Raw genomic sequence first — 23,904 nt, 5'->3', positions numbered from 1 at the left:
GCTTCCCCTCCCGCCGCGCCGCCCGTTGGGGCCTCGCGCCGGTGGTGGCCCCTCGATCGCCGAGGGGCCACCACCGTCCCGACGCTCAGTACGTGACCGTCACCGGCGCCCGGCCCGGCCGCATCGGCACGGTCACCGCCAGCGTCTTCGTCGCCGCGTCCCACTTCCACGCCGAGGACGGCGCCCAGCCGCCGCCCACCCGCACCCGGCTCGGCGCCGCGGCCACGCCGAGGAACTTCACCGTCCACTCGCGGGGCCCCACCTGGAACGCGCCCTGCGCGGGCGCCACCGTCACCGTGTGCGCCCCGGAGCGCTCGCTGTAGGTGATCTTCGTCGTCGCGGACCGCGCCGACGAAACGCCGTTGTCCTCATACAGCGAGAACGTCCCCGAGGCGCCCGGCGCCACCGTCACCGTCACCCGGTTCAGCGGGTTCTGGACGTCGTTGGTGACGTCGGCCGTGCGCGTCGCCGTGATGCCGCCCGCGCGGAGGAACACCGGCATCGTGCCCAGGTCGGACGTCACCTGCTGGGTCGTGCCGCCCGCGTACGTCCTGCCGGTGAAGTAGTCCGTCCACTGCCCCGGTGGGAACCACACCGACGTCGTCGCCGGTGTCCCGGGTGACGTCACCGGCGCCACCAGCAGGTCCGGCCCGTAGAAGTACTCGCTCTGGGCCGCCGCGTACGCGCCCGGCTCCTCCGGGTACTCCAGGTACGTCGGGCGGACGACCGGCACCCCCGTCGCCGCTGCCTCCTGGGCCAGCGTGTACGTGTACGGAACCAGGTTTTCCCGCAGGTTCAGGAACTTGGTCGCCGACGCCTTCGCCGCGTCGCCGTACTGCCAGGGCAGCCGGTCGCTGTGGTTGCTGTGCAGGCGGTCGATCGGCTGGAACGTGCCGAGCTGCACCCACCGCGCGTACAGGTCGTCCGGCAGCTTGAACGTCTGGTGCTGCTGCCCGCCGGACGTGTAGGTCTCGCTGCCGCGCAGGCCCGTCGTGTCGTTGTGGCCGCCGATGTCGTGGCTGATCGCCGACATCCCCGTCGCGGCCGACTCCGCCGGCGTCACGCCGACCTCCATCCGCAGCGTGCCCCACGTCGAGGCCGTGTCGCCGGTGAAGTGCAGCGTGCTGCGCTTGTCCGCCCACGGCCCCGTCGCCAGCCCGGTCGGACCGCCGTAGCCACCCGCCTGCAACGACCCGTACGCCCGCGAGATGACGAACCCGCGGCCGGTCGCGGGCGCCGCGAGGTCGGCGTACTGCTGGTTGATCCAGGCGTCCGGGGTGACACCGGGCAGGCTCGAGCGCGAGGCGTCGCAGCACCAGTCGAGCCACCAGAAGTCGTTGCCCTGCTTCATCATCCCGGCGTGCAGGTCGAGGTAGGCCCGCAGCTGGTCAGGGTCGCCCCAGTCGAAGACGTAGCAGTCGGTGCCGCAGTTCGACTTGGCCAGCTTGCCCTTCGCCGTCGCCTGGGCGCGGGCGAACTGCGGGTCCGAGCCCATGATGCTGGGGTGGATGTTGAGGTTGTTGTGCAGGCCCTGTGCCTTCGACCAGGCGAAGAAGCCGGCCGGGTCGGGGAACTTCGCGGTGTCGACCTGCCAGCCGTTCCAGGTGTCCGGCGCCTTGAAGTCGGTGTCGGTCACCAGGACGTCCAGCGGAACGCCTTCGCTGCGGAAGCGCGGCAGGATCGTGTCGCGGTAGTCGGCCGCGGTGCGGTCGATGTACTCGGAGTACCAGACGCCGTAGGCCCAGCGCGGCAGCAGCTGCGGCGGCCCGGTCAGGGTCGCCAGATCACGCAGCCCGGTCTTGTAGTCGTGGCCGAACGCGAAGAGGTAGCCGTCCTGGTAGGGGTTCCCGCCGTGGGACGGGCGCTGTGTCACCGCGCGCGTGCGCGGGTCGTACAGCGCGGAGGGCGTGTCGTCGAGCAGGTACCAGCCGTCCCGGTGCAGCAGCCCTTCGGTCGTCGACGGCGCGCCGTTGTCGCCGTTGACGCCGTCGAGGCCACGCCGGTAGCCGCCGAGCGCGAGGTGCGGCGGCGGCGCCGCGGCGCCGGCCGGGGTGACGGCGACGGTGTCGACGTTGACGTGGCAGCTGGTGTCCTCCGGGCAGCCGAGGACGACGTCGTCGGTGCCCGCCTTCAGGTCCACCGGCACGGACGCGCTTTGCCACGTGTCCCAGTTCTCGGTGATCGGCAGGGTCAGCGTGCGGGTGACGCCGTTCGCGGTGACCGGCGCGGTCCGCGGCTCGTGCCTGCCGTCGCCGCCGGTGCCGTTGGCGTAGCGGACGTGCAGCAGGTACGTGCCGTCGGCCGGGACGTCCGCGACGCGGTGGGTCAGCGTCGAGCCGCGGTTGAGCTCGGCGACGAACCCGCGGCCGGCGTACCCGGTGTGGTCGGCCGCGACGACGGCGGAACCCGTCCGCAGCCCGGCTTCGGCCTCGCAGCTCACGCCGGCCGGACAGCCGGTGAACGCGCGCGCCGACGCCGGCGGGAACGGCGCACCGGCGGTCAGGACGGCCAGCGCGTCGAGGTTGACGTTGCCGGAATCGGCCGCGGCCCGTGCGACACGGATGCTGTGGTGACCGGCGCCGAGGGTGACCGGGACCGCGGCGACGGCCCAGGTGTTCCAGTCGGCCGTCACCGGCAGGGTCAGCTGCCGCGCCGCGCCGCCGTCGACCGAGACGCTGAGGGTGCGCGTGACGTGCTGCCCGTCGCCGCCCTGGCCGTTGGCGTAGCGCGCGGTCAGCGAGTACGTGCCCGCGGCCGGGGCCAGGACGTCCGCCGTCACCGAGTTCCCGGCGCTCTCGAAGCCGGCGAGGAAGCCTTCGCCGGTGTAGCCGGAGTGGTCGGTGGCGACGCCGAGGCCGTCGGCGGTCAGGTCTTCGGCCTCGCACCGCGCCCCGGCCGCGCAGGTCAGGTGGCGCCAGGGGGCCGCGAGGACCGGGGTCGCGCCCGCGTTCGCGCGGAGCCGTAGGTTGCCGCCGTCGAACGGGCCGGAGCCCAGCCGGTAGGTCAGCGTCGCCGCGCTCGTCCGGATGGTGAGCACGCCGCCGGAAACCGTGCTGGTGTACGGCGTCGGCGTGAAGGCGCCGCGGCCGACGGCGTTGAAGGTGGCGGCGTCGGTGAAGCGGCCGTCGCCGGCGTACTCGGTGCGGATCAGGGTCGGGGACAGCACCTGGAAGCGGGCGTTCCCCGCGACGACGGTCTGGCGGGCGGGCCCGGCCACGGCGGGCGTCGCGACGGTCGACGCTGCGACGGCGCTCCCGGCGACGGCGAGCGCGAGGGCCCGCCGGATGGTTCTCGCTGTTCTGGTCCGCACGGCGGAACTCCGTTCCGGTTAAGGGGACTCGGCGGCGTTACAACGTTGGAAAGCTGAGCACAGCGCCGCCGGTGATGTCCAGACCACTGGCCGGACCTGTCCGGGACAGATCAGCGGATCGCCACGCCGGCGCCCGGCCGCGGCGGGCCCGGTAACGTGCCGATGGTGGACGGGACAACGGACGTGCAGCGCTGGGTGCGCGGCTGGCGGCTGCGGCTGCTCGACGCGGGCCTGCTGGTCTACCCCGGCGTGACCCTGGCGGGCGTGCTGCAGCACTCGGCGGGCGCCGCCGCGATCGCCGGCTGCGTGGTCGTCGCCGCCTTCGCTGTCAGCTACCTCCTCGCCGCCGCGGCGGCGGACCGGCAGGCCATGCGGCTGTTCTGGCTGCTGGTGGGCGCCTGCGCCGCGCTGTTCGCCCTCGCGATCCCGTTCGCCAACGCCGACGCGTTCTTCCTCGCCGCCGTCGTCCTTTCCGTGGCCGTGCCGCGGCTGCCGCGGCGCGTCGCGCTCGTGCTGGTGGCCGCGGCCGCGGCCGCCGCCGTCGTCGTGCCGTGGCCGGGCGGGCCCGGCTGGACGCAGGCGGTCGCGCTCGTGTTCACCGTGCTCATGGTGGCCGCGTTCGCCGAGGCGATCCGGGCCAACAACGCCCTCGTCGAGGCCCGCGCCGAGGTCGCGCGGCTGGCGTCCGAGGCCGAGCGCATGCGGATCGCGCGGGACCTGCACGACCTGCTCGGCCACTCGCTCACCGCGATCACGGTGAAGAGCACCCTGGCGCGGCGGCTGGTCACCACCGAGGCCGCGCGGGCGAGCGAGGAGATGGCGGCCGTCGAGACGCTGGCGCGGCAGGCGCTCACCGACGTCCGGGCGGCGGTGTCGGGCTACCGCGACGTCACGCTGGCGGGAGAACTCGCCCGCGGCCGCGAGCTGCTGCGCGCGTGCGGGGTCGCCGCGGACCTGCCGACGGCCGTCGACGTCGTCGGCCCGGCGCACCAGGAGCTCTTCGGCTGGGTGGTGCGCGAAGGGCTCACCAACGTGGCCCGGCACGCGCGGGCGACGCGGTGCGCGGTGACGCTCTCGGAGTCCGCGGTGGAGGTCGTCGACGACGGCGTCGGCGGGACCGCGACCGGCGGTTCCGGGCTCGACGGGCTGCGCGAGCGCGTCGCCGCGGCCGGCGGGTCCCTCTCGGCGGGGCCGCTACGCCCGCGCGGGTGGCGGTTGCAGGTGACGGTGTGACCATCCGGCTGCTGCTCGCCGACGACCAGGCCCTGGTCCGGGAGGCGCTGTGCGCGCTGCTCGCGCTCGAGGACGACTTCGAGGTGGTCGCCGCGGTGGGCCGCGGGGACGAGGTGGTCGCGGCGGCCCGCGCGCACCGGCCCGACGTCGCCCTGCTCGACATCGAGATGCCGGGCCTGGACGGGCTGGCGGCCGCGGCGGTGCTGGCCGAGCAGGTGCCGGACTGCCGCGTCGTCATCCTCACGACGTTCGGGCGCGCGGGCTACCTGCGCCGCGCGATGGAGGCGGGCGCGGCCGGGTTCGTGGTGAAGGACGCGCCGGCCGACGTGCTCGCCGACGCGATCCGCCGGGTCGCGAAGGGCGAGCGGGTGGTGGACCCGGCGCTCGCGGTGGCCACCCTGGCGGCGGGCGAATCCCCGCTGACCGCGCGCGAACGCGACGTGCTCATCACGGCCCGGAGCGGGGCGACGATCGCGGAGATCGCCGCGCGGCTGTACCTGTCGGAGGGAACGGTCCGCAACTACGTCTCGGCGGCGATCACGAAGACCGGCGCCCGCAACCGCGTCGAAGCGGTCCGGGTCGCGGACGAGCGGGGCTGGTTGTGACCGGGGACGCGCCACTAGGTTGAAAACCATGCCCGAACCGATCCTGGTCTCCATCGCCGCGGCACTGGCGGCGAAGGGTGCGACCGGCCTCTACGACCTGGTCAAGCGCAAGTTCGCCAAGGACCCGCAGGCGATCGCGCTGCTGGAGGCGGCCACGGCGGCGCCGGAAGACACGCAGCCGATCACGGCGCTGGCCGAGCGGCTGCACGAAGCCGAGGCGGCGGACGGCGAGTTCGCCGAGGCGCTGCGGGCGGAGTGGCAGCAGATCTCGCTCGACCGCGGGAGTGTGTCCAACCAGGTGACCGGGAACGTCACGGGCAAGGTCGTCCAGGCCCGCGACATCCACGGCGACATCACCTTCTGAGCCGGGCCTCCGCCGCCGCCCAGTCCGCGGTTCCCGACGGCTCGTAACGGCGGATCTCCTGCGTCTCGCGCACCAACGCCCGCATGGCCGCCAGGTCCGGCAGGTCCTCCCCCAAGGCCCGGGCCTGGACCAGCACGTTCCCCAGCGCCGCCGCTTCGACCGGACCCGCCAGGACCGGGACTCCGCAGGCGTCCGCCGTCGACTGGCACAGCAGCTCGTTGCGGGCTCCGCCGCCCACCAGGTGGATCACGTCCACCGCTCGGCCCGCCAGCCGGGCCGCGGTGTGGATCGTGCGGCGGTGGGCCATGGCCAGGCTGTCCACGATGCAGCGGACCACCGCCGCGCGCCCGGCCGGAGGGCGCTGGCCCGTCGCCCGGCAGGCCTCCTCGATCCGGGCGGGCATGTCACCCGGGGGCAGGAACGCCGGCGCGTCGATGTCGACCACCGCGGCCAGCGCCGGGGACGCGGCCGCGGCAGCCAGCAACGACGGCAGGTCTTCGGGACACGACCAGGTGCGCAACGTCTCCGACAGCACCCACAGGCCCATCACGTTGCGCAGGAACCGGATGGTGCCGTCGACGCCGCCCTCGTTCGTGAAGTTCGCCGCCAGTGCCTCGTCGCCGAGCTCCGGCGCGGACAGCTCCAGGCCGGCCAGGGACCACGTGCCCGAGGAGATGTACGCGAAGTTCGTGCCGGGTTCCGCCGGCACTGCCACCACCGCCGACGCCGTGTCGTGCGAACCCACCGCCACCACCGGCAGGCCGGACAGCTCGTCCGCCGTGCCGACCACCGTGCCCGGGTCGCGCAGCGGGGGCAGCAGCCGCGGCGGGATGCCCACCTTCGAGGCCAGCGAAGCGGCCCACGTCCGCGCGCGGACGTCGTAGAGCTGGGTGGTCGACGCGTTCGTGCGCTCGGCGCCGATCGACCCCGTCAGCCAGTAGTTCAGCAGATCCGGGATGAGCAGCAGCGTCGACGCCGCGTCGAGCCGGTCGCCTTCGGACACCAGCTGGTACAGCGTGTTGAACGGCAGCTGCTGCAGCCCGGTGACGTCGTAGAGCTCGCGCGCGGAGACCACCTCGGCGACCTTCGCCGGGACTCTGTCGGTGCGCGAGTCGCGGTAGTGGACCGGGTTGCCGAGCAGGGCGCCGCGCTCATCCAGCAGCCCGTAGTCCACGGCCCAGGAGTCGATGCCGACGCCGTCGAGGCGCCCGGCCTCGCGGATCCCGGTGAGCGTCTCGCGGTAGAGGCCCAGGATGTCCCAGTACAGCGCCGGCCCCGCGCGGACGCCGCCGTTGGGGAAGCGCCGGACCTCCTCGACCGTCAGGAGCGACGGCCCTGCCGTCCCGGCCATCACCCGCCCGCTGGACGCGCCGAGGTCGACCGCCGCGACTCGCTTCACGGGCGCACCACCGTCAGCTCCAGGCCGAGCAGGTCCGCCACGGCCGCCAGCTCGGCGACGCGGTGACCGGTGCCGAGCGCCCAGTGGTGCGCGATGCCGCTCGCGGACCAGGCGTCGGTCCACTCCCCCGGGTCGCAGCCGAAGTCGACGCGGGAGGTCGTGTTGCCGATCCGCAGCAGCGGCCCGGGCACGACCGTGCCTTCCGACGCGATGAGCGTGAACGTCCCGTCGCGGCGCTGGCCGAGCCCGCACAGCGTCACCGGCCCGTGCTTGACGTCGAACTCCACCGACACGCCCCAGCCGCGCTTGCCGTGGTAGACGCCCAGGCCGCGCAGCAGCGGCTTGCGGGCGCTGATCCCGAGGTGCGCCGGGCCGTCGTGGCCCATCTCGACCACACGATCGCGGAAGTTCAGCGCCTGCAGCTCGGTGAACGAGCCGCCCGCCCCGAGCCGGTCCATGACCAGCATGGCCAGTGACGTCCGCAGCTCGTACTCGCCGGCCGCCGGGATGCCGCGGGCGGTGAGCAGGGACGCGCCGAGGATGAACCCGGCGCCGACGCGCTCGTGCGTCTCGCCGTCGAGGCCGCGGTGGTAGTAGGCCAGGGAATCCAGCGAGAAGTCCTCGACGAGCCGGTCGAGGGCCACCGAGACCCGGGCACCCCACGTGAAGTCTTCGTCCACAACGGACTCGTCCACAGTGAACACTTCGCGGGCCAGCGCGACTCTCGCCGCGGTCTCGTCGTCGGTGACCTTCTCCACCCGCACCCGCAGGTCGTCGACCTCCAGGATCTCGACGTGCCCGCCGAGCTGGGCCGACACCAGCGTCGGGTCGGTGGAGACGTCCATCATGCCCGGGTAGAGGTGCCCGAGCAGGCCGTGGCGGCCGTGCCGCAGCGCCGCCCGCACGCCGGCCGCCTTGATCCAGCGGGAAATCCGCGTCCAGGCACGCTCGTCTTCCAGGTAGCCGGAGACCGAGCGGAACTCGACACCCAGCCGCCCGAACGCGTTCGCCATCTCCGGCAGCGGGCAGGCACCGCAGTAGGCCAGCCACGCGCCGGTGTCGAAGGACTCGTGGTCCATGACCTCCGTGGGCTGCAGGTTCAGCAGCAGCACCGGCGCGCCCGAGCGCTGCGCGACCGGGGCCAGCATGCTGGACGTCAGGTACGTCGTCAGGAAGCCGATGATCAGGTCGCATCCGGCCACCCGCAGCTTCTCCGCCGCGGCCGCCCCTTCCTGTGCGTCCGAGACGAACCCGGCGTCGATCACCTCGCAGTCCATGGTGGACAGCCGCTCGGTGACACGCCGGGCCGAAGCCCGCAGCTGGGGCAGCAACGCCGGGAACTGCGGCCAGTACGCCCCGAGCCCGCCGGACACGAGGCCGACGCGGGTGCGGCGCGGGGTGATGCGATCCAAAGTCATCGGTCTCCTCCAGGACTCAGCGCAGGAACGCCGCGGCGACCCCGGCGTCCACCGGCACGTGCAGGCCGGTGGTGTGGGTCAGGTCGCCGCCGGTCAGCGCGAACACCGCGGCGGCGACGTGCTCGGGCAGCACTTCGCGCTTGAGGATGGTGCGCTGGGCGTAGAACTCGCCGAGTTTCGCCTCTTCGACGCCGTAGACGGCCGCGCGCTGGGCGCCCCAGCCGCCGGCGAAGATGCCCGAGCCCTGGACCACGCCGTCGGGGTTGACGCCGTTGACGCGGATGCCGTGCGCGCCGAGTTCGGCGGCGAGCAGCCGGACCTGGTGGGCCTGGTCGGCCTTCGCGGCGCCGTAGGCGACGTTGTTCGGGCCCGCGAAGACGGAGTTCTTCGACGAGATGTAGACGATGTCGCCGCCGATACCCTGCGCCACCATCGCCTTCGCCGCGGCCTGGGACACCAGGAACGAGCCCTTGGCCATGACGTCGTGCTGGAGGTCCCAGTCGCGTTCGGTGGTCTCCAGCAGCGGCTTCGAGATGGACAGGCCGGCGTTGTTGACCACCAGGTCGATGCCGCCGAAGGCGAGCACGGTGGCGTCGATCGCGGCCCGCACGGCCTCCGGGTGAGTGACGTCGGCGAGGACCCAGTGCGCCTTGTCCGCGTTCCCGATCCCGGCGGCCACCTCGGCGGCGGCGTCGCCGTTGAGGTCGGCGATGACGACGCAGGCACCCTCGGCGGCGAGCCGCTGGGCAATGGCCTTGCCGATGCCCGACCCGGCCCCGGTGACCAGGGCGATCCGCCCGGCCAGGGGCTTGGGCTTCGGCATCCGCTGGAGTTTGGCCTCTTCGAGGGCCCAGTATTCGATCCGGAACTTCTCGCTCTCGGGGATCGGGGCGTACGTCGAGACGGCCTCGGCGCCGCGCATCACGTTGATGGCGTTGACATAGAACTCGCCCGCCACGCGTGCGGTCTGCTTGTCCTTGCCGAAGGAGAACATCCCCACGCCCGGCACCAGCACGATCGCCGGGTCGGCGCCGCGCATGGCGGGTGAATCGGCGTCGGCGTGCCGCTCGTAGTAGGCGGCATACTCCGCACGGTATTCGGTATGCAATTCCTTCAGCCGCGCGACGACGTCGTCCAGGGGCGCGGTCGCCGGGAGGTCCACGACCAGGGGGCGGACCTTGGTGCGCAGGAAGTGGTCCGGGCACGACGTGCCCAGCGCGGCCAGCGGCGCCAGCTTCTCCCGGGAGAGGAACTCGAGGACGACGTCGCTGTCGGTGTAGTGGCCGACCTGCCGCTGGTCGGTCGAGGCCAGGCCGCGGATCACCGGCGCCAGCGCGGCCGCGCGTGCCCGGCGTTCGGCTACGGGCAGGGCTTCGAAGCCGGGGACGACCGGCCCGAACGGCTCCGGCGCACCCCGCTCGGCCAGGAACGCTTCGGCCGTGCGGATGATCTCCAGGGAGTTCCGCCGGCACTCCTCGGAGGTGGCGCCCCACGCCGTGATGCCGTGCCCGCCGAGGATGACACCGATCGCTTGCGGGTTGGCCGCCTTGACCGCGGCGATGTCCAGACCGAGCTGGAACCCGGGCCGCCGCCAGTCCACCCACGCGACCCGGTCGCCGAAGCACTCCTTGGTCAACGCCGGACCGTCCGCCGCCGTGGCCAGGGCGATACCCGAGTCCGGGTGCAGGTGGTCGACGTGCGGGGCCTCGACGAGGCCGTGCATCGCCGTGTCGATCGACGGCGCCGCCCCGCCGCGCCCGTGCAGGCAGTAGTCGAAGGCGGCGACCATCTCGTCCTCGCGCTCGACGCCCGGGTAGACGTCGACCAGGGCCCGCAGCCGGTCCAGCCGCAGCACCGCGAGCCCGGCCTCGGTCAGCGTGCCCAGGTCTCCCCCGGAACCCTTGACCCACAGCACCTCCGTCGGCGCGCCGGTCACCGGGTCGGTGACGTCGCCCTTGGCGGAGGTGTTGCCGCCGGCGTAGTTGGTGTTGCGCGGGTCGGCCCCGAGCGCGTTGCTGCGCGCGATGAGCTGCTCCGGCACGGTCATCGTCATGCTCCCCATCCGGCCTGCGTGCCGCCGGCGCGCTCGGCCACGATCTTCTCCTGGTACCCGCTGCGGGCATACGCCGCGATCGGGTCCGGGTCGAGCCCGGCCTCCGTGCGCAGCTCGGCCAAAAGCGGCCGGACGTCGGTGTTGTAGGCGTCCATCAGCACGGCGTTCGCCTCCAGGACGTTGCCCGCCTGCTGGGCCGAGCGCAACGCGGCACGGTCGACCAGCAGGGCCTTCGCGGTGGCTTCCTGGACGTTCATCACCGACCGGATGATCGCCGGGATCTTCGCCTCGATGTTGTGGCACTGGTCCAACATGAAGGCGATCCCGTATGCGGGATCCAAGGCGTCCGCCCGGACGATCTCGTACATGATCCGGAACAGCTGGAACGGGTCCGCCGCGCCCACCATCAGGTCGTCGTCGGCGTAGAACCGCGAGTTGAAGTCGAACGCACCCAGCTTCCCGGCCCGCAGCAGGAACGCCACGATGAACTCGATGTTCGTCCCGGGCGCGTGGTGGCCGGTGTCGATGCAGACCGTCGCCCGCTCCCCCAGCTCGACGCAGTGGGCATACGACGTGCCCCAGTCCGGGACGTCGGTGGCGTAGAACGCCGGCTCGAACAGCTTGTACTCCAGCAGCATCCGCTGCTCCGGACCCAGCCGGTCGTACGTCTCACGCAGCGCCGCGGCCAGCCGGTCCTGCCGGTCGCGGATGTCGTCCTGGCCCGGGTAGTTGATCCCGTCGGAGAACCACAGCTTCAGGTCGCGCGAGCCCGTCGCGTCCATGATGTCGACGGCTTCCAGGAGGTGATCCGTCGCCTTGCGCCGGATGCCCGGGTCCGGGTTGGTCACCGAACCGAGCTTGTAGTCCTCGTCCTGGAAGACGTTGGTGTTGATCGCGCCGATCTCGACACCCAGATCACGCGCGTACGCGGTCAGGGCGGCGTAATCGTCCACCTTGTCCCACGGGATGTGCAGTGCCACGCTCGGCGCGACGCCGGTGAGCTTGTGCACCACGGCGGCGTCGGCGATCTTCTCCTCCGGCGTCCGCGGGACGCCCGGTTGCGGGAACACCTTGAACCGGGTGCCCGAGTTCGCGTACGCCCACGAGGGCGTCTCGATGCGCTGGGCCCGCAGGGCCGCCTTCACATCCACGGCGATCACTGTCCTTCCGCGACGGTGGGGGGTTCGAGGTGGAAGACCTCGTCGAGGAGCCGGAAGCCCTCGTCGGGCGGGCCGCCGTCGAGGCCGGTGAAGAACTCCGCCATCTCCGCCTGCCAGCGCGTGTTGACCTCGGTCTTCGCCATCGCGGCCTGCGCCGCGGCGAGGTCGTCGGCCTCGACGTAGCCGATCGGGAGGCCGTCCTCGCGCAGGAAGAGCGAGTAGTTGCGCCAGCCGGTGTCGTGCAGGGCCTGCCGCATCTCCGGCCAGACGGCGCGGTGACGCTCGGTGTACTCGGCCAACCGGTCGGGTTTGACCTGCAGGCAGAAGCAGTATCGGGACACGGTCCGTCCTTGGTGGAACCCGGCCGGGCCGCCCGTCGCGACCCGGCCGGGAGTTTCAGAAGTTGAACTTGTCGATGTTGTTCGCGTCGAACGTCGTCGGCGGGCCGAGGACGATCTCGCCGTTGGCGCCGATCGTGTAGTCACCGAGCTTGCCGGCCTTGAACTTCTCGCCCTGCTTGCCGGTGATCTGGCCGGACTTCAGCGCGACACCCGCGTACGCGGCGAGGTAGCCGATGTCGGCCGGGTTCCACAGCGCGAACTGCCGCACCGTGCCGTCCTTGACGAAGGCGCGCATCTGGTTCGGCGTACCCAGCCCGGTCACCGCGACCTTGCCCTTGTAGCTCGACGTGCTGACGTACCGCGCGGCGGCCGCGATGCCGACCGTGGTCGGCGAGACGATCACCTTGAGGTTCGGGAACGACTGCAGCAGGCCCTGGGCCTCCTGGAACGACTTCTGGTCGTCGTCGTTGCCGTAGGCGATCTTCACCAGCTTCAGGCCCGAGTTCTCCGGCTTGGCCAGCTCCGCCTTGGCGACGTCGATCCAGGCGTTCTGGTTGGTGGCGTTCGGCGTCGCCGACAGGATCGCGATCTCGCCGGACCCGCCGGAGAGCTCCTTGGCCTGCTTGACCAGCTGCTCGCCGATGCCCTGGGTGGTGGCCTGGTTGATGAAGACGTCGCGGCAGTCCTTCGCCGCGTCGGAGTCGAACGCGACGACCTTGATGCCGGCGCCGCGGGCCTGGTTGAGCGACGGGCACACGGCGTTCGGGTCGTTCGCGGCGATGCCGATGACGTCCTGCTGCTGCTGGATGAGCGTGTTGATGTAGCTGACCTGCGACGACGCGCTGGCGTCGTTCGGCCCGACCAGCTTGTACTCGCCCTTCAGCTCGGTCAGGGCCTCCTTGCCGCCGGAGACCTCGATGTCGCTGTAGGGGTTGTTGAGCTGCTTGGGCAGGAACGCCATCTTGACGCCCTCCTTCGCGGCGGCGTTGGGGTTCGCCTCCGCGGTCGACTGCTGCGCGCCGGAGCCCGCGCTGTCGTTCTTGGTCGTGCCGCTGCACGCGGCCAGGACCAGCACCAGCCCGGCCGACACTGCGCCGGTGAGGAACCGTCGGGACATCTTCGTCACCTTTCCGGGGATATCGCTTGCCGACGGCGACGCACTGCCGTGCGGGCCGAAGTCACGATGTTGGGGAGCAGGACCGACACGATCAGGAGCACGCCGGTCACGATGTTGAGCGCCTCGTTGGACACGTCCTGCAGGCGCAGGGCGTTCTGCAGCGAAGCCAGCAGGACCACCCCGGCGAGCACGCCGGGCAGCGTGCCCTTGCCGCCGAAGATGGACACGCCGCCGAGCAGCACGGCGGCCACGACGGCCAGTTCGAGGCCGAAGCCGTTGTCGGCGCGGGCGCTGGAGTAGCGCAGCGTCCACAGCACGCCGGCCAGGCCGGCGACCGCGCCGCTCACGACGTACAGCCAGAACTTGAGCCGCCCGGTGCGGATGCCGGCGAACCGGGCCGCCTGCTCCCCCGCGCCGGCGGCGAACACGCCGCGGCCGATCGGGGTCGCGTGCAGCACGACGCCGAAGATCAGGGCGACGACGACCAGCGGGATCAGCACGTTCGGGATCGGGCCGTCGCCGATCGTCCCGGTGACCCAGGTCGTGTAGTCACGCGGGAAGTCGGCGACCGCGCCGTCGCCCAGCACGACGAACGCCAGGCCGCGGTAGAGCGCCAGGGTGCCGATCGTGACCGCCAGCGACGGCAGCTTCAGCACGGTGACGAAGAAGCCGTTCAGCGCGCCCAGGACTCCGCCGAGCACGACGCAGAGCGGGATGATCGTCTCGATCGTCAGCCCCGCGTCCCACAGCGAGCCCATCACGGCCGACGTCAGGCCGAGCGTGCTCGCCACCGAGAGGTCGATCTCGCCGGTGACGATGATGAACGTCATCGGCAGCGCGACCAGTGCGATCGGGAGCAGGTCGAGCAGCAGGAAGGTGAAGTTGCGGCTGGTGCCGAAGTTCTCGACGGCGCCGGAGGCGACGATCAGGACGATCACCGTCACGAGCACGACGGCGGCGTCCCAGCTGAGCAGCCTGCCGAGCCGGTTCCCGGTGTCAGACATGGGAATCCCTCTTCTTCAGTGCCTTCGCGACCCGGACGGCCACGAGCCGGTCGGCGCCGATGGCCAGCAGGATCAGCGCGCCGACGATGGCCTGCTGCCAGAACTGGTTGATGTCGAGCACGGCCAGGGCGCTGCCGATGACCGTCAGCAGCAGTGCGCCGAGACCGGCGCCCCAGACCGAGCCGCTGCCGCCGAACACGGCGACCCCGCCGACGACGGCCGCGGCGACGACGTTCAGCTCGTAGCCGGTGCCGGCGGCCGCGTCCACGGTGCCGAACCGGGCCGCGAACAGCACCCCGGCCAGGCCGGCGAGCGCGCCGCTGACCAGGAAGGCCGCGCTGGTATTGCGGCCGACCCGGATGCCGGCCAGCTGCGCGGCCTGCGGGCTCGACCCCATCGCGTAGAGCTCGCGCCCGGCGCGGTAGCTGCGCAGCACGACACCGGCGACGACCAGGACGAGCAGCGCGATGAGGACCAGCCACGGCACGCCGAGCAGCGACGCCGTGCCGAAGTCCAGGAAGGACGCCGGCAGCTTGTCGGCGTTGATCTGCTGGCCACCGGCCCAGAAGTAGCTGACGCCGCGGTAGGCGTAGAGCGTGCCCAGGGTGACGACCAGCGCGGGCACCTGGCCGAAGCGCACCAGCGCCCCGTTGAGCAGCCCGCACACCGCGCCGACGGCGAGCCCCACCAGGATCGCGACGAGCACCGGCAGGCCGGGGTTGTCTTTCATCAGCGTGCCGACGGCGAACGCCGACAGGCCGAGCACCGAGCCGACCGACAGGTCGATGTTGCGGGTGATCATCACGATCGCCTGGCCGACGGCGAGCACCGCCAGGATAGCCGTGCCGAGCAGGATGTCGCGGATGCTCTGGCCGGACAGGAACCGCGAGTTCTGCGTCGCGGTGAACGCGACCAGCACGATCAGGGCGAGCACGATGCCGGATTCGCGGGCCTTGAGCACGTTCGCGGTCCACGAGCGTCCGGAGTGGACGGTGGTCGGCGAGGACACCGGCGCCTCCTTCGTCGCGGTCATGCGGCGGCCCCCTGCCCCATCGCGGCGAACATGACCGAGTCCTCGGTCGCCTCGGCACGCGGCAGCTCGGCCACAATCCGGCCCTCCCGCATCACCAGCACGCGGTCGGCCATGCCGAGCACCTCCGGCAGTTCGGACGACACCATGACGATCGCGACGCCTTCCGCGGCCAGCGCCGACATCAGCCGGTGGACCTCGGCCTTCGTGCCGACGTCGATGCCGCGCGTCGGCTCGTCCACGATCAGTACCTTCGGCGCCATCGCCAGCCACTTGGCCAGCACGACCTTCTGCTGGTTGCCGCCCGAGAGCGTGCCGACGGGGTCACCGAGCCTGCCGTACTTGGTGCGCAGCCGTTCGGTCCAGCGCCGCGCCTCCTGGCGTTCGCTCGCGCCGGTCAGGAAGCCGAGCTTCGCAAGGGCGCGCGAGCGCGGCAGCGTCACGTTCCGCTCGATCGAGAGGTCCATGATCAGGCCCTGCTGACGCCGGTCCTCGGGCACGAGGGCCAGCCCGGCGGCCATCGCGGCCCGCGAGGAGTGCGGCTTGAGCTTCTTGCCGCTCACCTTGACCACGCCCGCGTCCCGCTCGTCGACGCCGAAGACGGCCTGGACGACCTCGGAGCGGCCGGAGCCGACCAGCCCGGCGAACGCGACGATTTCGCCGGCGCGCACGGAGAAGGAGATGTCGCGGAAGACGCCCTCGCGGGCGAGGCCCTCGACCTCCAGCACGACCGCGCCGGGTTCGACGTCCTGCTTGGGGAACAGCGCGTCGAGGTCGCGGCCGACCATGCGCTTCACCATCTCCTCGACGGTGACGTCTTCCAGGGCGTCGGTGGAGACGTGCCTGCCGTCGCGCATGATCGTCACGCGCTGGCAGAGCTCGGTGATCTCCTCGAAGCGGTGGGAGATGAACATGATCGCCGCGCCTTCCTGGCGCAGCGTCCGGGCGACGCTGAACAGCCGCTCGACCTCGATCTGGGTCAGCGCGGCGGTCGGCTCGTCCATCACCAGCACGCGGGCGTCGGCACTGAGTGCCTTGGCGATCTCGACGATCTGCTGGTCGGCGATGGACAGGCCGCGCGCCGGGCGGGCCGGGTCGATCCGGACGCCGAGCCGGGCGAAGAGGCGCTCGGCCTCGGCGCGGATCGCCGCCCGGTCGATCCGGCCGAGGCTCTTGCGCGGGTGGCGGCCCATCACGATGTTCTCGGCGACGCTCAGGTCGGGGAACAGCGTGGGCTCCTGGTAGATCACCGCGATGCCGGCCGCCTTGGCGTCGGCGGGCGAGCCGAACTCGACCGGCTCGCCATCCAGCAGGAGCGTGCCGTCGTCGGGCTTGTGCACCCCGGCCAGCATCTTGACGATCGTGGACTTGCCGGCGCCGTTCTCGCCGACCAGCGCGTGGGCCTCCCCGGCGTGCAGCCCGAAGCTCACGCCGGCTACGGCCGCGACCGCGCCGAACGACTTCGTCACGCCGCGCACCTCCAGCAGGGGCGCCGGGCCGGGGTCCTGCCGCGTCATCGCGACCTCCGGATTGAAAGGTTTCACAAATCTGGTGCGGTGAAGCTACTATGCGACGGAACGAGAAGTCAATGCATCGGCGAAGGCGTGGCCAAACGGCATCTTTACCAGGTCATCCGCGGTGATGTTACGTTTCAACGAGGGGGTTTCGATGGTGATCAGGGAGCCCGGTGCCGAGCCGCGGGTGGCCGGCATGAAGGAAGTCGCGGCGGCCGCCGGCGTCTCCCTCGGCACGGTGTCGAACGTGCTCAACCGGCCCGACCGGGTCAGCCCGGCGACCCGGGCGAAGGTCGAGGCCGCGATGGCCGAACTCCGCTTCGTGCGCAACGAATCCGCGCGGCAGCTGCGCGCCGGGCGCAGCCGGGTGCTGGCCTACGTCATGCTCGACGGCAGCAACCCGTTCTTCACCGACGTCGCGGCCGGCATGGAAGACGCAGCAGACGCTGCCGGCGAAGGCGACCTTTCCCTGTTCCTGTGCAACAGCGCGCACCAGCCGTCGCGGGAGGCGGCCTACCTCGGGCGGCTCGAACAGCAGCGCGTCCAGGGTGTCCTCATCACCCCGGTCGACCCGGACGCCCCGCTGCTGGGCGAGATCGCGCGCCGCGGGACGCCGGTGGTCGTCGTCGACCGGACGCCCGCCGGCACCACGCACTGCTCGGTCGCGGTCGACGACGTCTACGGCGGCGAGATCGCCGTGCGGCACCTGGTGGAGCAGGGCCACGACCGGATCGCCTTCATCGGCAACCACACGACCGTCGGCCAGGTGCGCGACCGGCGGCTCGGCGCGTTGCGCGCCCTCGAGGCCGCCGGGCTGGGCCCGGACCACCTCGTCGACCTGACGACGTCGGCGCTGACCGTGGCCGACGGCCGCGGCGCCGGCGAGCGGCTGGCCGGGCTGCCGGCGGCGGTCCGTCCCACCGCCGCGTTCTGCGCCAACGACCTCGTCGCGCTCGGCCTGCTCCAGACGTGCGCGAATCTCCGCATGAGCGTCCCGGACGACCTGGCGATCGTGGGCTACGACGACATCGAGTTCGCCGCCGCGGCCGCGGTGCCCCTGACGTCGGTCCGCCAGCCCCGGCGGCGCCTCGGCCGCACGGCGGTGGAGCTGCTGCTGGCGGAGGCGACCGAAACCGGCCACGAACACCGGAAAGTCGTGTTCACCCCGGAGCTGGTGGTCCGCGCCTCGACCCTGCGCTGAGCAACCCGCTGATCGTTTGTGACGTCTTACCGGCCACAAGCGATACACCGGGGAAGCCCGAGCACGGAGGTCGCGGATGGCCGACTCGCAGGCGCGGCTGTCCCGGCGCGGGTTCCTGGCCGCCGGCGGGGCCGCGGTGCTCGGCGTGGTCGCCGGGTCGGCCGGGTACGCCGCCCCCGGGCCGGATGCCGTGCGGCTGGGCGATTTCTGGCTCTTCGGCCGGTACGACGACGGCTGCACCGAACTCGGCTTCGACGAAATCGACCTTTCGCCCGTGCAGCTGCCCCACTGCGTGACGCCGCTTTCGTGGACCGGCTGGGACCCGGCGTCCTGGCAGGACCGGTGGATCTATCGCAAGCACTTCACCGCGGCGACGGCCGAACGCCACACCGCCCGCTTCGACGGCGTCCTGACGAACGCCGAGGTGCACCTCAACGGGCGGCTCGTCGCCACCCACGAAGGCGGCTACCTGCCGTTCGAGGTGGAGCTGGCGGACGTCGTGGCAGGCGACAACGTGCTCGCCGTGGTCGTCGACGGGCGGTGGCCGCTCGACGTGCCGCCCAACCTGCCGCGCGGCGGGCCGGCGCTGATCGACTTCTACCAGCCGGCCGGGATCTACCGGCCCGCCACCGTCGGCGCGGTGCGGCGGGTCCGGCTGACCGACGTCTTCGCCCGGCCCGTCGATGTCCTCTCCCCCGGCCGGTCGCTGCACCTGACGTGCACGCTCGACGCGCCGGTGGCCGGCCAGGTGACCGCGTCGGTGCGCCAGGCGGGCCGCGAACTCGCCCGCGGGACCGCGCCGATCCGGGGCACGACGGTCGAGTTCGCCATCGGCGGGCTCGGCGGCGTGCGCCTCTGGGACGTCGAAGATCCCGCCCTCTGCGAAGTCGTGGTGACGGTCCAGTCCGGGAAACGCGCACTCGACCAGCGGGTGGTCCGGACCGGGTTCCGCGACGCGCGGTTCACCACCGAGGGGTTCTTCCTCAACGGCAGGCGGCTGAAGCTGTTCGGCCTCAACCGCCACCAGTGGTACCCGTTCGCCGGCGGCGCGCTGCCGGACCGCGTCCAGCGCCGCGATGCCGAGATCCTGCGTCGCGAGCTGAACTGCACCATGGTCCGCTGCTCGCACTACCCGCAGTCGAGTGCCTTCCTCGACGCCTGCGACGACCTGGGCCTGCTGGTGTGGGCGGAGATCCCAGGCTGGGGGCACGTCGGGGACGACGCCTGGCAGCGGCGGAACCTGGCGGACGTCGAGGGCATGGTCGTGCGCGACCGCAACCACCCGAGCATCGTCGTCTGGGGCACGCGGGTGAACGAAGCCAACGGCACGACCGCGATGTACCAGCGCACTGGAAGGCTTGCGCGGCAGCTCGACCCGTCCCGGCCGACCAGCGGCGCGCTGGCCAGCACCACGCTCGGGCGGTTCGCCGGCAGCGACGTCGAGGTCCTGGCCTACAACGACTACACGGCCCGGCGCGGGGCGCCCTTCCGGCTGCGCCCGCCGCGGCCGGGGATGCCCTACCTGGTGACGGAGACGATCGGCACGCTCGCCGGGGCCCGCGCGTACCGCCGCGCGGACTTCCCGGCGGTCCGGCAGCAGGCGGAACTGCACGCGAAGGCCCACGACCTGGCGGCTGCCGACGACCGCTACTGCGGGCTGCTCGCGTGGTGCGCGTTCGACTACCCGTCGGGCTGGCAGCGGTCGGTCGGCGGGTCGAAGTACGCCGGGGTGTCGGACATCTTCCGGATCCCCAAGCCCGCCGCGGCCTTCTACGCCTCGCAGATCGACCCGGCGAAGCGGGCGGTCGTCGAGCCCGGTTTCGCGTGGGACTTCACCACCCAGCCCTCCGGGCCCGGGCCGGGCGCGCCGATCTGGTCGAACTGCGACCGCCTGGTGCTGTTCCTCGACGGCAGGCCCGCGGGCGAGGCCCGCAGCCGACGGGCCGAGTTCCCGCACCTGAGCCACCCGCCCTTCGCCGCCGACCTGGTGGTGCCGAAGGGGCGGCGGCCGGAGCTGCGCATCGACGGTTACGTGGCCGGACGGCTGGTCGTCAGCAGGCACTTCAGCGGCGACCGCGGCTCGGACGTCCTCGGCTGCGTGCCCGACGACCCGGAGCTGCGCGCCGACGGCGGTGACGCGACCCGCGTGGTCGTGGCGGCACGGGACCGCTACGGGACGCTGCGCGCGGGCACGGCGGGCGAGGTGCGGCTGACGCTGACCGGCCCCGGCGAGCTGGTCGGCGACCCGGTGCTGGACTTCGGAGCGACGGGCGGCGCGGCGGCGGTCTGGCTGCGGCCGTTCGCCGGCCCGCCGGGAACCCTGACGCTGACGGCCCGCCACGAGAAGCTCGGCTCGGCAACGGCAACGGTCCGGGTGACAACGAGCTTCTGACCCGGCGACACTCCGGAGACCAGTCCCGGACCGTGATGCCCCGCCAATCACGCGTGATGCCCGTCCAGTCACGCGTGATGCCCATCCAGTCACGCGTGATGCCTCCACCGTCACCCGTCGGTGAGCACCTCCGCGAGCACGGCCGCCTGGCTGATCGACGGCGAGCCGCTCGCCGTCAGCAGCGTGACCGGGCCGTCGCCCGCCAGCTCCCGCAACCGCGCCAGCGCCGCCACCCGGTCGGGCTGGCGCAGCTCCGCCCGGTAGCGCTCGGCGAACTCCGCGAACCGCTCGGGGTCGTGGCCGTACCAGGTGCGCAGCTCGTCGGACGGGGCCAGGCCGCGGTACCAGCCGTCGAGGACGACCGCCGTGCGGGCGGTGCCGCGCGGCCAGAGGCGTTCGACGAGCACGCGGACGCCGTCAGCGGGCCCGGCCGGGTCGGCCAGGCGCGCCACCCGGACGACCGTCGGCTGCATGCGCGCATTCTGCGTCGGGTGGCCGCCGGCCGCCACCGGAGTGCGGCAACAGCCCGGGGCGGAGGCTGCCCGGGGCAGCGAAAGGGCCACCACGGCGACCGTGGAGGGGTCGCCGTGGTGGCCCTACCCCCAGCTCGTGCCGCCGTGAACAACGACAGCCGAATCCGCCGGTTCCCCGGCGAGCGAGCCGGCCGTGGACATCGTCGGGGTCGTGTCCTGCAGCCCGGCCAGGATGACGGACCGGGGCTGCACCACGCTTGCAGTACGCTTGCACGCCACGATCGGGTGAAAAAAGAACGAGGTGGTCTGTGGAGTTCCGCGTCCTCGGCGCCGTCGAGGCGACGGCGGACGGCACCCCGGTCGATCTCGGCTCCCGCAAGCAGCGCCTCGTCCTCGCCGTCCTCCTCCTCGACGCCGGCCGCCCGGTCGCCCTGGACACCCTCGTCGACCTGCTCTGGCCCGACGATCCCCCGGCCAGCGCGCGCAACACCGTGCAGGCACTGGTCTCCCGGCTGCGCGCGGTGTTCCGCGCCGCGGGCGGCCCCGAGCTCGTCACCGAAGGACGCGCGTACGTCCTGCGTGCCGAACCGGACGCGATCGACGCCCACCGCTTCACCGCCCTCGCGCGCCGGGCCCGCGCGGCCGGCGACGAAACCGCCGTCGCCCTGCTCGGCGAAGCTCTCGCGCTGTGGCGGGGCGACGCGCTGGCCGGCGCCGCGTCCGGCGAGGTCGCCGAGCGGCTGCTCGCCGGGCTGACCGAGGCCCGCTGGAGCGCGCTGGCAGACCGCATCGACGCGCAGCTGCGGCTCGGCCGGGGCCGTGACGTGCTCGCCGAGCTGACGACGCTGGTCTCCGCGCACCCGCTGCGGCAGCGGTTCGTCGGCCAGCTGATGCTCGCCCTGCACCGCGAAGGCCGCACCGACGCCGCCCTCGCCGCCTTCCGCGGGCTGCGCGCCCGGCTCGTCGAAGAGCTCGGGCTCGACCCGGCGCCGGAGCTGGTCCGGCTGGAAGCCGCGATCCTGGCCGCCGACCCGGCGCTGGACCCCGCGCCGGAGCCTGCTGCCGGGAAACCGGTGCTCCCGGCACAGCTCCCCCACGACGTCCGCGGCTTCACCGGCCGCGCCGCCGAGCTGGCCCGGCTCGACGCACCGGTGGACGCCGGGCCGGACGTCCGCGTGGTCACCGGCACCGCGGGCGTCGGCAAGACCGCGCTCGCCGTCCATTGGGCACACCGCGTCCGCGACCGGTTCCCCGACGGGCAGCTCTACCTCGACCTGCGCGGGTTCGACCCGGACCACGAACCGCTCACCCCGGCCGTCGCCGCCGCGCAGCTGCTGCGCGCGCTGGGCACCGACCCGCGGGCGATCCCGCCGGACCCGGACGGCCGCACGGCGCTGTGGCGCTCGCTGCTGGCCGACCGGCGGGTGCTGGTCCTGCTCGACAACGCGCGCGACAGCACCCAGGTGACACCGCTGCTGCCGTCCTCGGGCACCGTGCTGGTCACCAGCCGACAACGGCTCGGCGACCTCATCGCCCGCACCGGCGCGCGGGCGGTGCCGCTGTCGGTGCTGCCCGCCGAGGATTCCCGGCAGCTGCTGGAAACCGTGCTCGGACCGCCCGCGGTCGCCGCCGAGCCGGCCGCGGCGGCGGAGCTGGCCCGGCTGTGCGGGCACCTCCCGCTGGCCCTGCGGCTGGCCGCGGCGAACCTCGGCGCCGGTGAGGTGCCGGGGATCGCCGAGCTGACCCGCGAACTCGCCGACGGCGATCCCCTCGCCGGCCTGAGCGTCGACGGCGCCGAAGAAAGCGCGGTCACGACGGCGTTCTCCGTGTCGTACCGGGCCCTGCCCGCCGAGCACCGCCTGCTGTTCCGGCGGCTCGCGCTGGTGCCGGGCCAGACGTTCACCGCCCCGGTCGCCGCGCGGCTCGCGGCGATCGCCGACGGCCGGGCGGGGCAGCAGCTCAAGGCGCTCGCCGCGGCCAACCTCGTCGAACGGCACCTGCCCGGCCGCTACCGCTTCCACGACCTGCTGCGCAGCTACGCGGGCGGCCGGGTCGCGGCCGACGACACCGCCGCCGACGGGGACGCGGCACGGCGACGGCTGTTCGACCACTACCTCGCCACGGCCGACGCGGCGGGCCGGCTGCTGATCCCGCACTTCCTCCGGCTGCCCCGGCCCGAACCGGAGCAGCCGTTCGAGGGCACCGAGGACGCACTCGCCTGGCTGGACACCGAGTGGCCGAACCTCGCCGCCGCCGTCGAGCACGCGGCCGCGCACGGCCCGCGCGAGTACGCCTGGCACCTGGCCGACGCGCTGCGGGCGTTCTTCCACCACCGCGGCCACCACACGGAGTGGATCGACACCGCGACGACGGCGCTCACGGCCGCCCTGGCCGCCGGCGACCGGCAGGCGCAGGCGGCGATGCGGCTGTCGATCGCGCTCGCCGGGGTCAACAGCGGCCGGTACGCCGAAGCCCGGCACCACCTGACGACGGTCCTGGCCGACGGGCTGGCGGCGGAGTGGCCGCCCGGCCGGGCCGCGGCGCTCAACAACCTGAGCGCCGTGCTGCAGCGCCTCGGCGACGCGCGCGAGGCGATCGCGTGCGGCTCCGAAGCGTTGCGGCTGTGCGAGGAAACCGCCATGCCGGGCATCACGATGGCGCTCGCGAACCTCGGCTTCGCCTGTGGCCAGGTCGGCGACTTCGAGGCCGCCCTCGGCCACTTCGCCCGGGCGCTGGAGATCGCCGAACGCGACGGCGCGCGGTTCAGCGTGGCCGTGCTGCTGGTCGACCTCGGGCACGTCCACCGCGACCTCGGGAACGCCGTCGCGGCCGACTTCTACGAGCGGGCCCTGGTCGCCAACCGGGAACTCGGCTACCAGTACGGCGAAGCCGCCGCGCTCTCCGGCCGCGCGGTCATGGAGGCCCGGGCGGGCGACGGCACCCGGGCGCTCGCCGACGCGGCCGAAGCGGTGGAGCTGACCCGCCGCATCGGCGACCGCGGCACCGAAGCGTCGGCACTGGCCTCCCTCGGGGAAGCCTGCCTCCGGCTTGACCGCCCCGCGGACGCGGTCGAGCACCTGAGCGCCGCACTGGACATCGCCCGCGAAACGAGCTTCACGTGGTGCGAAGCCGCGGCACTGACCGGGCTCGCCGAAGCGGCGCTCACCGTGGGTGACACCGAAGCGGCGCGCACCCACGGCGCGGCGGCGGTCAGGCTCGCCGCCCAGGCCGGCTACCGGCCGCTGGAAACCCGGGCGGCACGCACCCTCGCGGGCCTGGCCGCCTGAACG

General features: G+C 73.1%; 17 protein-coding genes. 6 read left to right on the top strand and 11 right to left on the bottom strand.

The genetic code is table 11. From position 1 onward, the window contains the following. Positions 1 to 85: 85 nt before the first annotated feature. Positions 86 to 3,310 (bottom strand): TIM-barrel domain-containing protein, encoded by a 3,225-nt coding sequence (locus I4Q55_RS10405; RefSeq protein ID WP_206786271.1) that lies wholly within the window; start codon positions 3,308 to 3,310, stop codon positions 86 to 88. A 162-nt stretch (positions 3,311 to 3,472) separates the two neighbouring features. On the opposite strand from I4Q55_RS10405, the gene I4Q55_RS10400 reads away from it, so the two are divergent. From I4Q55_RS10400 to I4Q55_RS10390, 3 genes are read left to right on the top strand one after another with little or no spacing between them, the layout of a single operon-like run. After that, entirely contained in the window at positions 3,473 to 4,543 is a 1,071-nt protein-coding gene (locus I4Q55_RS10400; protein ID WP_206786269.1) for a sensor histidine kinase, read from the top strand. After that, positions 4,540 to 5,148 carry a response regulator transcription factor gene (locus I4Q55_RS10395; protein WP_206786267.1) on the top strand — a complete coding sequence of 203 codons (609 nt, stop codon included), beginning with the start codon at positions 4,540 to 4,542 and terminating at the stop codon, positions 5,146 to 5,148. The genes I4Q55_RS10400 and I4Q55_RS10395 overlap by 4 nt, the downstream gene beginning before the upstream one ends. 28 nt (positions 5,149 to 5,176) lie before the next feature. Further along, a complete protein-coding gene (locus tag I4Q55_RS10390; protein WP_206786265.1) occupies positions 5,177 to 5,512 on the top strand; it encodes a hypothetical protein in 336 nt (111 codons plus the stop codon). On the opposite strand, the gene I4Q55_RS10385 is transcribed toward I4Q55_RS10390, so the two are convergent. From I4Q55_RS10385 to I4Q55_RS10345, 9 genes are read right to left on the bottom strand one after another with little or no spacing between them, the layout of a single operon-like run. After that, positions 5,502 to 6,863 carry a rhamnulokinase family protein gene (locus I4Q55_RS10385; RefSeq protein ID WP_206786436.1) on the bottom strand — a complete coding sequence of 454 codons (1,362 nt, stop codon included), beginning with the start codon at positions 6,861 to 6,863 and terminating at the stop codon, positions 5,502 to 5,504. The two genes, I4Q55_RS10390 and I4Q55_RS10385, sit on opposite strands and share 11 nt — an antisense overlap. 44 nt (positions 6,864 to 6,907) lie before the next feature. Next, positions 6,908 to 8,329, bottom strand: a complete 1,422-nt coding sequence (locus tag I4Q55_RS10380; RefSeq protein WP_206786263.1) for an L-fucose/L-arabinose isomerase family protein — start codon at positions 8,327 to 8,329, stop codon at positions 6,908 to 6,910. 16 nt (positions 8,330 to 8,345) lie between these two features. Then, a complete protein-coding gene (locus tag I4Q55_RS10375; protein ID WP_206786261.1) occupies positions 8,346 to 10,376 on the bottom strand; it encodes a bifunctional aldolase/short-chain dehydrogenase in 2,031 nt (676 codons plus the stop codon). 2 nt (positions 10,377 to 10,378) lie between these two features. Further along, positions 10,379 to 11,542, bottom strand: coding sequence for an L-rhamnose isomerase (gene rhaI / locus I4Q55_RS10370; RefSeq protein WP_206786259.1), 1,164 nt, complete (start codon positions 11,540 to 11,542; stop codon positions 10,379 to 10,381). Then, positions 11,539 to 11,883: an L-rhamnose mutarotase gene (locus I4Q55_RS10365; protein ID WP_206786258.1), complete on the bottom strand. Its 345-nt coding sequence runs from the start codon at positions 11,881 to 11,883 to the stop codon at positions 11,539 to 11,541. The genes rhaI and I4Q55_RS10365 overlap by 4 nt, the downstream gene beginning before the upstream one ends. A 55-nt stretch (positions 11,884 to 11,938) precedes the next feature. Next, positions 11,939 to 13,000 (bottom strand): rhamnose ABC transporter substrate-binding protein, encoded by a 1,062-nt coding sequence (rhaS, locus tag I4Q55_RS10360; protein WP_206786256.1) that lies wholly within the window; start codon positions 12,998 to 13,000, stop codon positions 11,939 to 11,941. Between the two features lie 5 nt (positions 13,001 to 13,005). Next, positions 13,006 to 14,004 (bottom strand): ABC transporter permease, encoded by a 999-nt coding sequence (locus tag I4Q55_RS10355; RefSeq protein WP_206786254.1) that lies wholly within the window; start codon positions 14,002 to 14,004, stop codon positions 13,006 to 13,008. Then, on the bottom strand, positions 13,997 to 15,037 hold the full coding sequence (locus I4Q55_RS10350) for an ABC transporter permease (RefSeq protein ID WP_206786252.1): 1,041 nt from the start codon (positions 15,035 to 15,037) through the stop codon (positions 13,997 to 13,999). Before I4Q55_RS10350 ends, I4Q55_RS10355 begins: the two co-directional genes overlap by 8 nt. After that, the gene (locus I4Q55_RS10345) at positions 15,034 to 16,551 is read right to left on the bottom strand and encodes a sugar ABC transporter ATP-binding protein (protein WP_206786250.1); all 1,518 of its coding nucleotides are present in this window, start codon (positions 16,549 to 16,551) and stop codon (positions 15,034 to 15,036) included. The genes I4Q55_RS10350 and I4Q55_RS10345 overlap by 4 nt, the downstream gene beginning before the upstream one ends. 151 nt (positions 16,552 to 16,702) lie before the next feature. Here I4Q55_RS10345 and I4Q55_RS10340 point away from each other — a divergent pair, with 151 nt between their 5' ends. Next, a complete protein-coding gene (locus tag I4Q55_RS10340) occupies positions 16,703 to 17,749 on the top strand; it encodes a LacI family DNA-binding transcriptional regulator (protein WP_206786248.1) in 1,047 nt (348 codons plus the stop codon). Between the two features lie 76 nt (positions 17,750 to 17,825). Continuing rightward, the gene (locus I4Q55_RS10335; protein WP_206786246.1) at positions 17,826 to 20,141 is read left to right on the top strand and encodes a glycoside hydrolase family 2 protein; all 2,316 of its coding nucleotides are present in this window, start codon (positions 17,826 to 17,828) and stop codon (positions 20,139 to 20,141) included. A 110-nt stretch (positions 20,142 to 20,251) separates the two neighbouring features. On the opposite strand, the gene I4Q55_RS10330 is transcribed toward I4Q55_RS10335, so the two are convergent. Further along, positions 20,252 to 20,614 carry a DUF488 domain-containing protein gene (locus I4Q55_RS10330; protein WP_206786244.1) on the bottom strand — a complete coding sequence of 121 codons (363 nt, stop codon included), beginning with the start codon at positions 20,612 to 20,614 and terminating at the stop codon, positions 20,252 to 20,254. 308 nt (positions 20,615 to 20,922) lie between these two features. Between I4Q55_RS10330 and I4Q55_RS10325 the strand changes: the two genes are divergently transcribed. Beyond that, positions 20,923 to 23,901 carry a BTAD domain-containing putative transcriptional regulator gene (locus tag I4Q55_RS10325; protein WP_206786242.1) on the top strand — a complete coding sequence of 993 codons (2,979 nt, stop codon included), beginning with the start codon at positions 20,923 to 20,925 and terminating at the stop codon, positions 23,899 to 23,901. Positions 23,902 to 23,904: the final 3 nt, after the last annotated feature.

The sequence above is a fragment of the Amycolatopsis sp. MtRt-6 genome, assembly GCF_017308975.1.
Classification (GTDB): domain Bacteria; phylum Actinomycetota; class Actinomycetes; order Mycobacteriales; family Pseudonocardiaceae; genus Amycolatopsis.
This window is presented reverse-complemented; position numbering and strand designations above follow the sequence as displayed.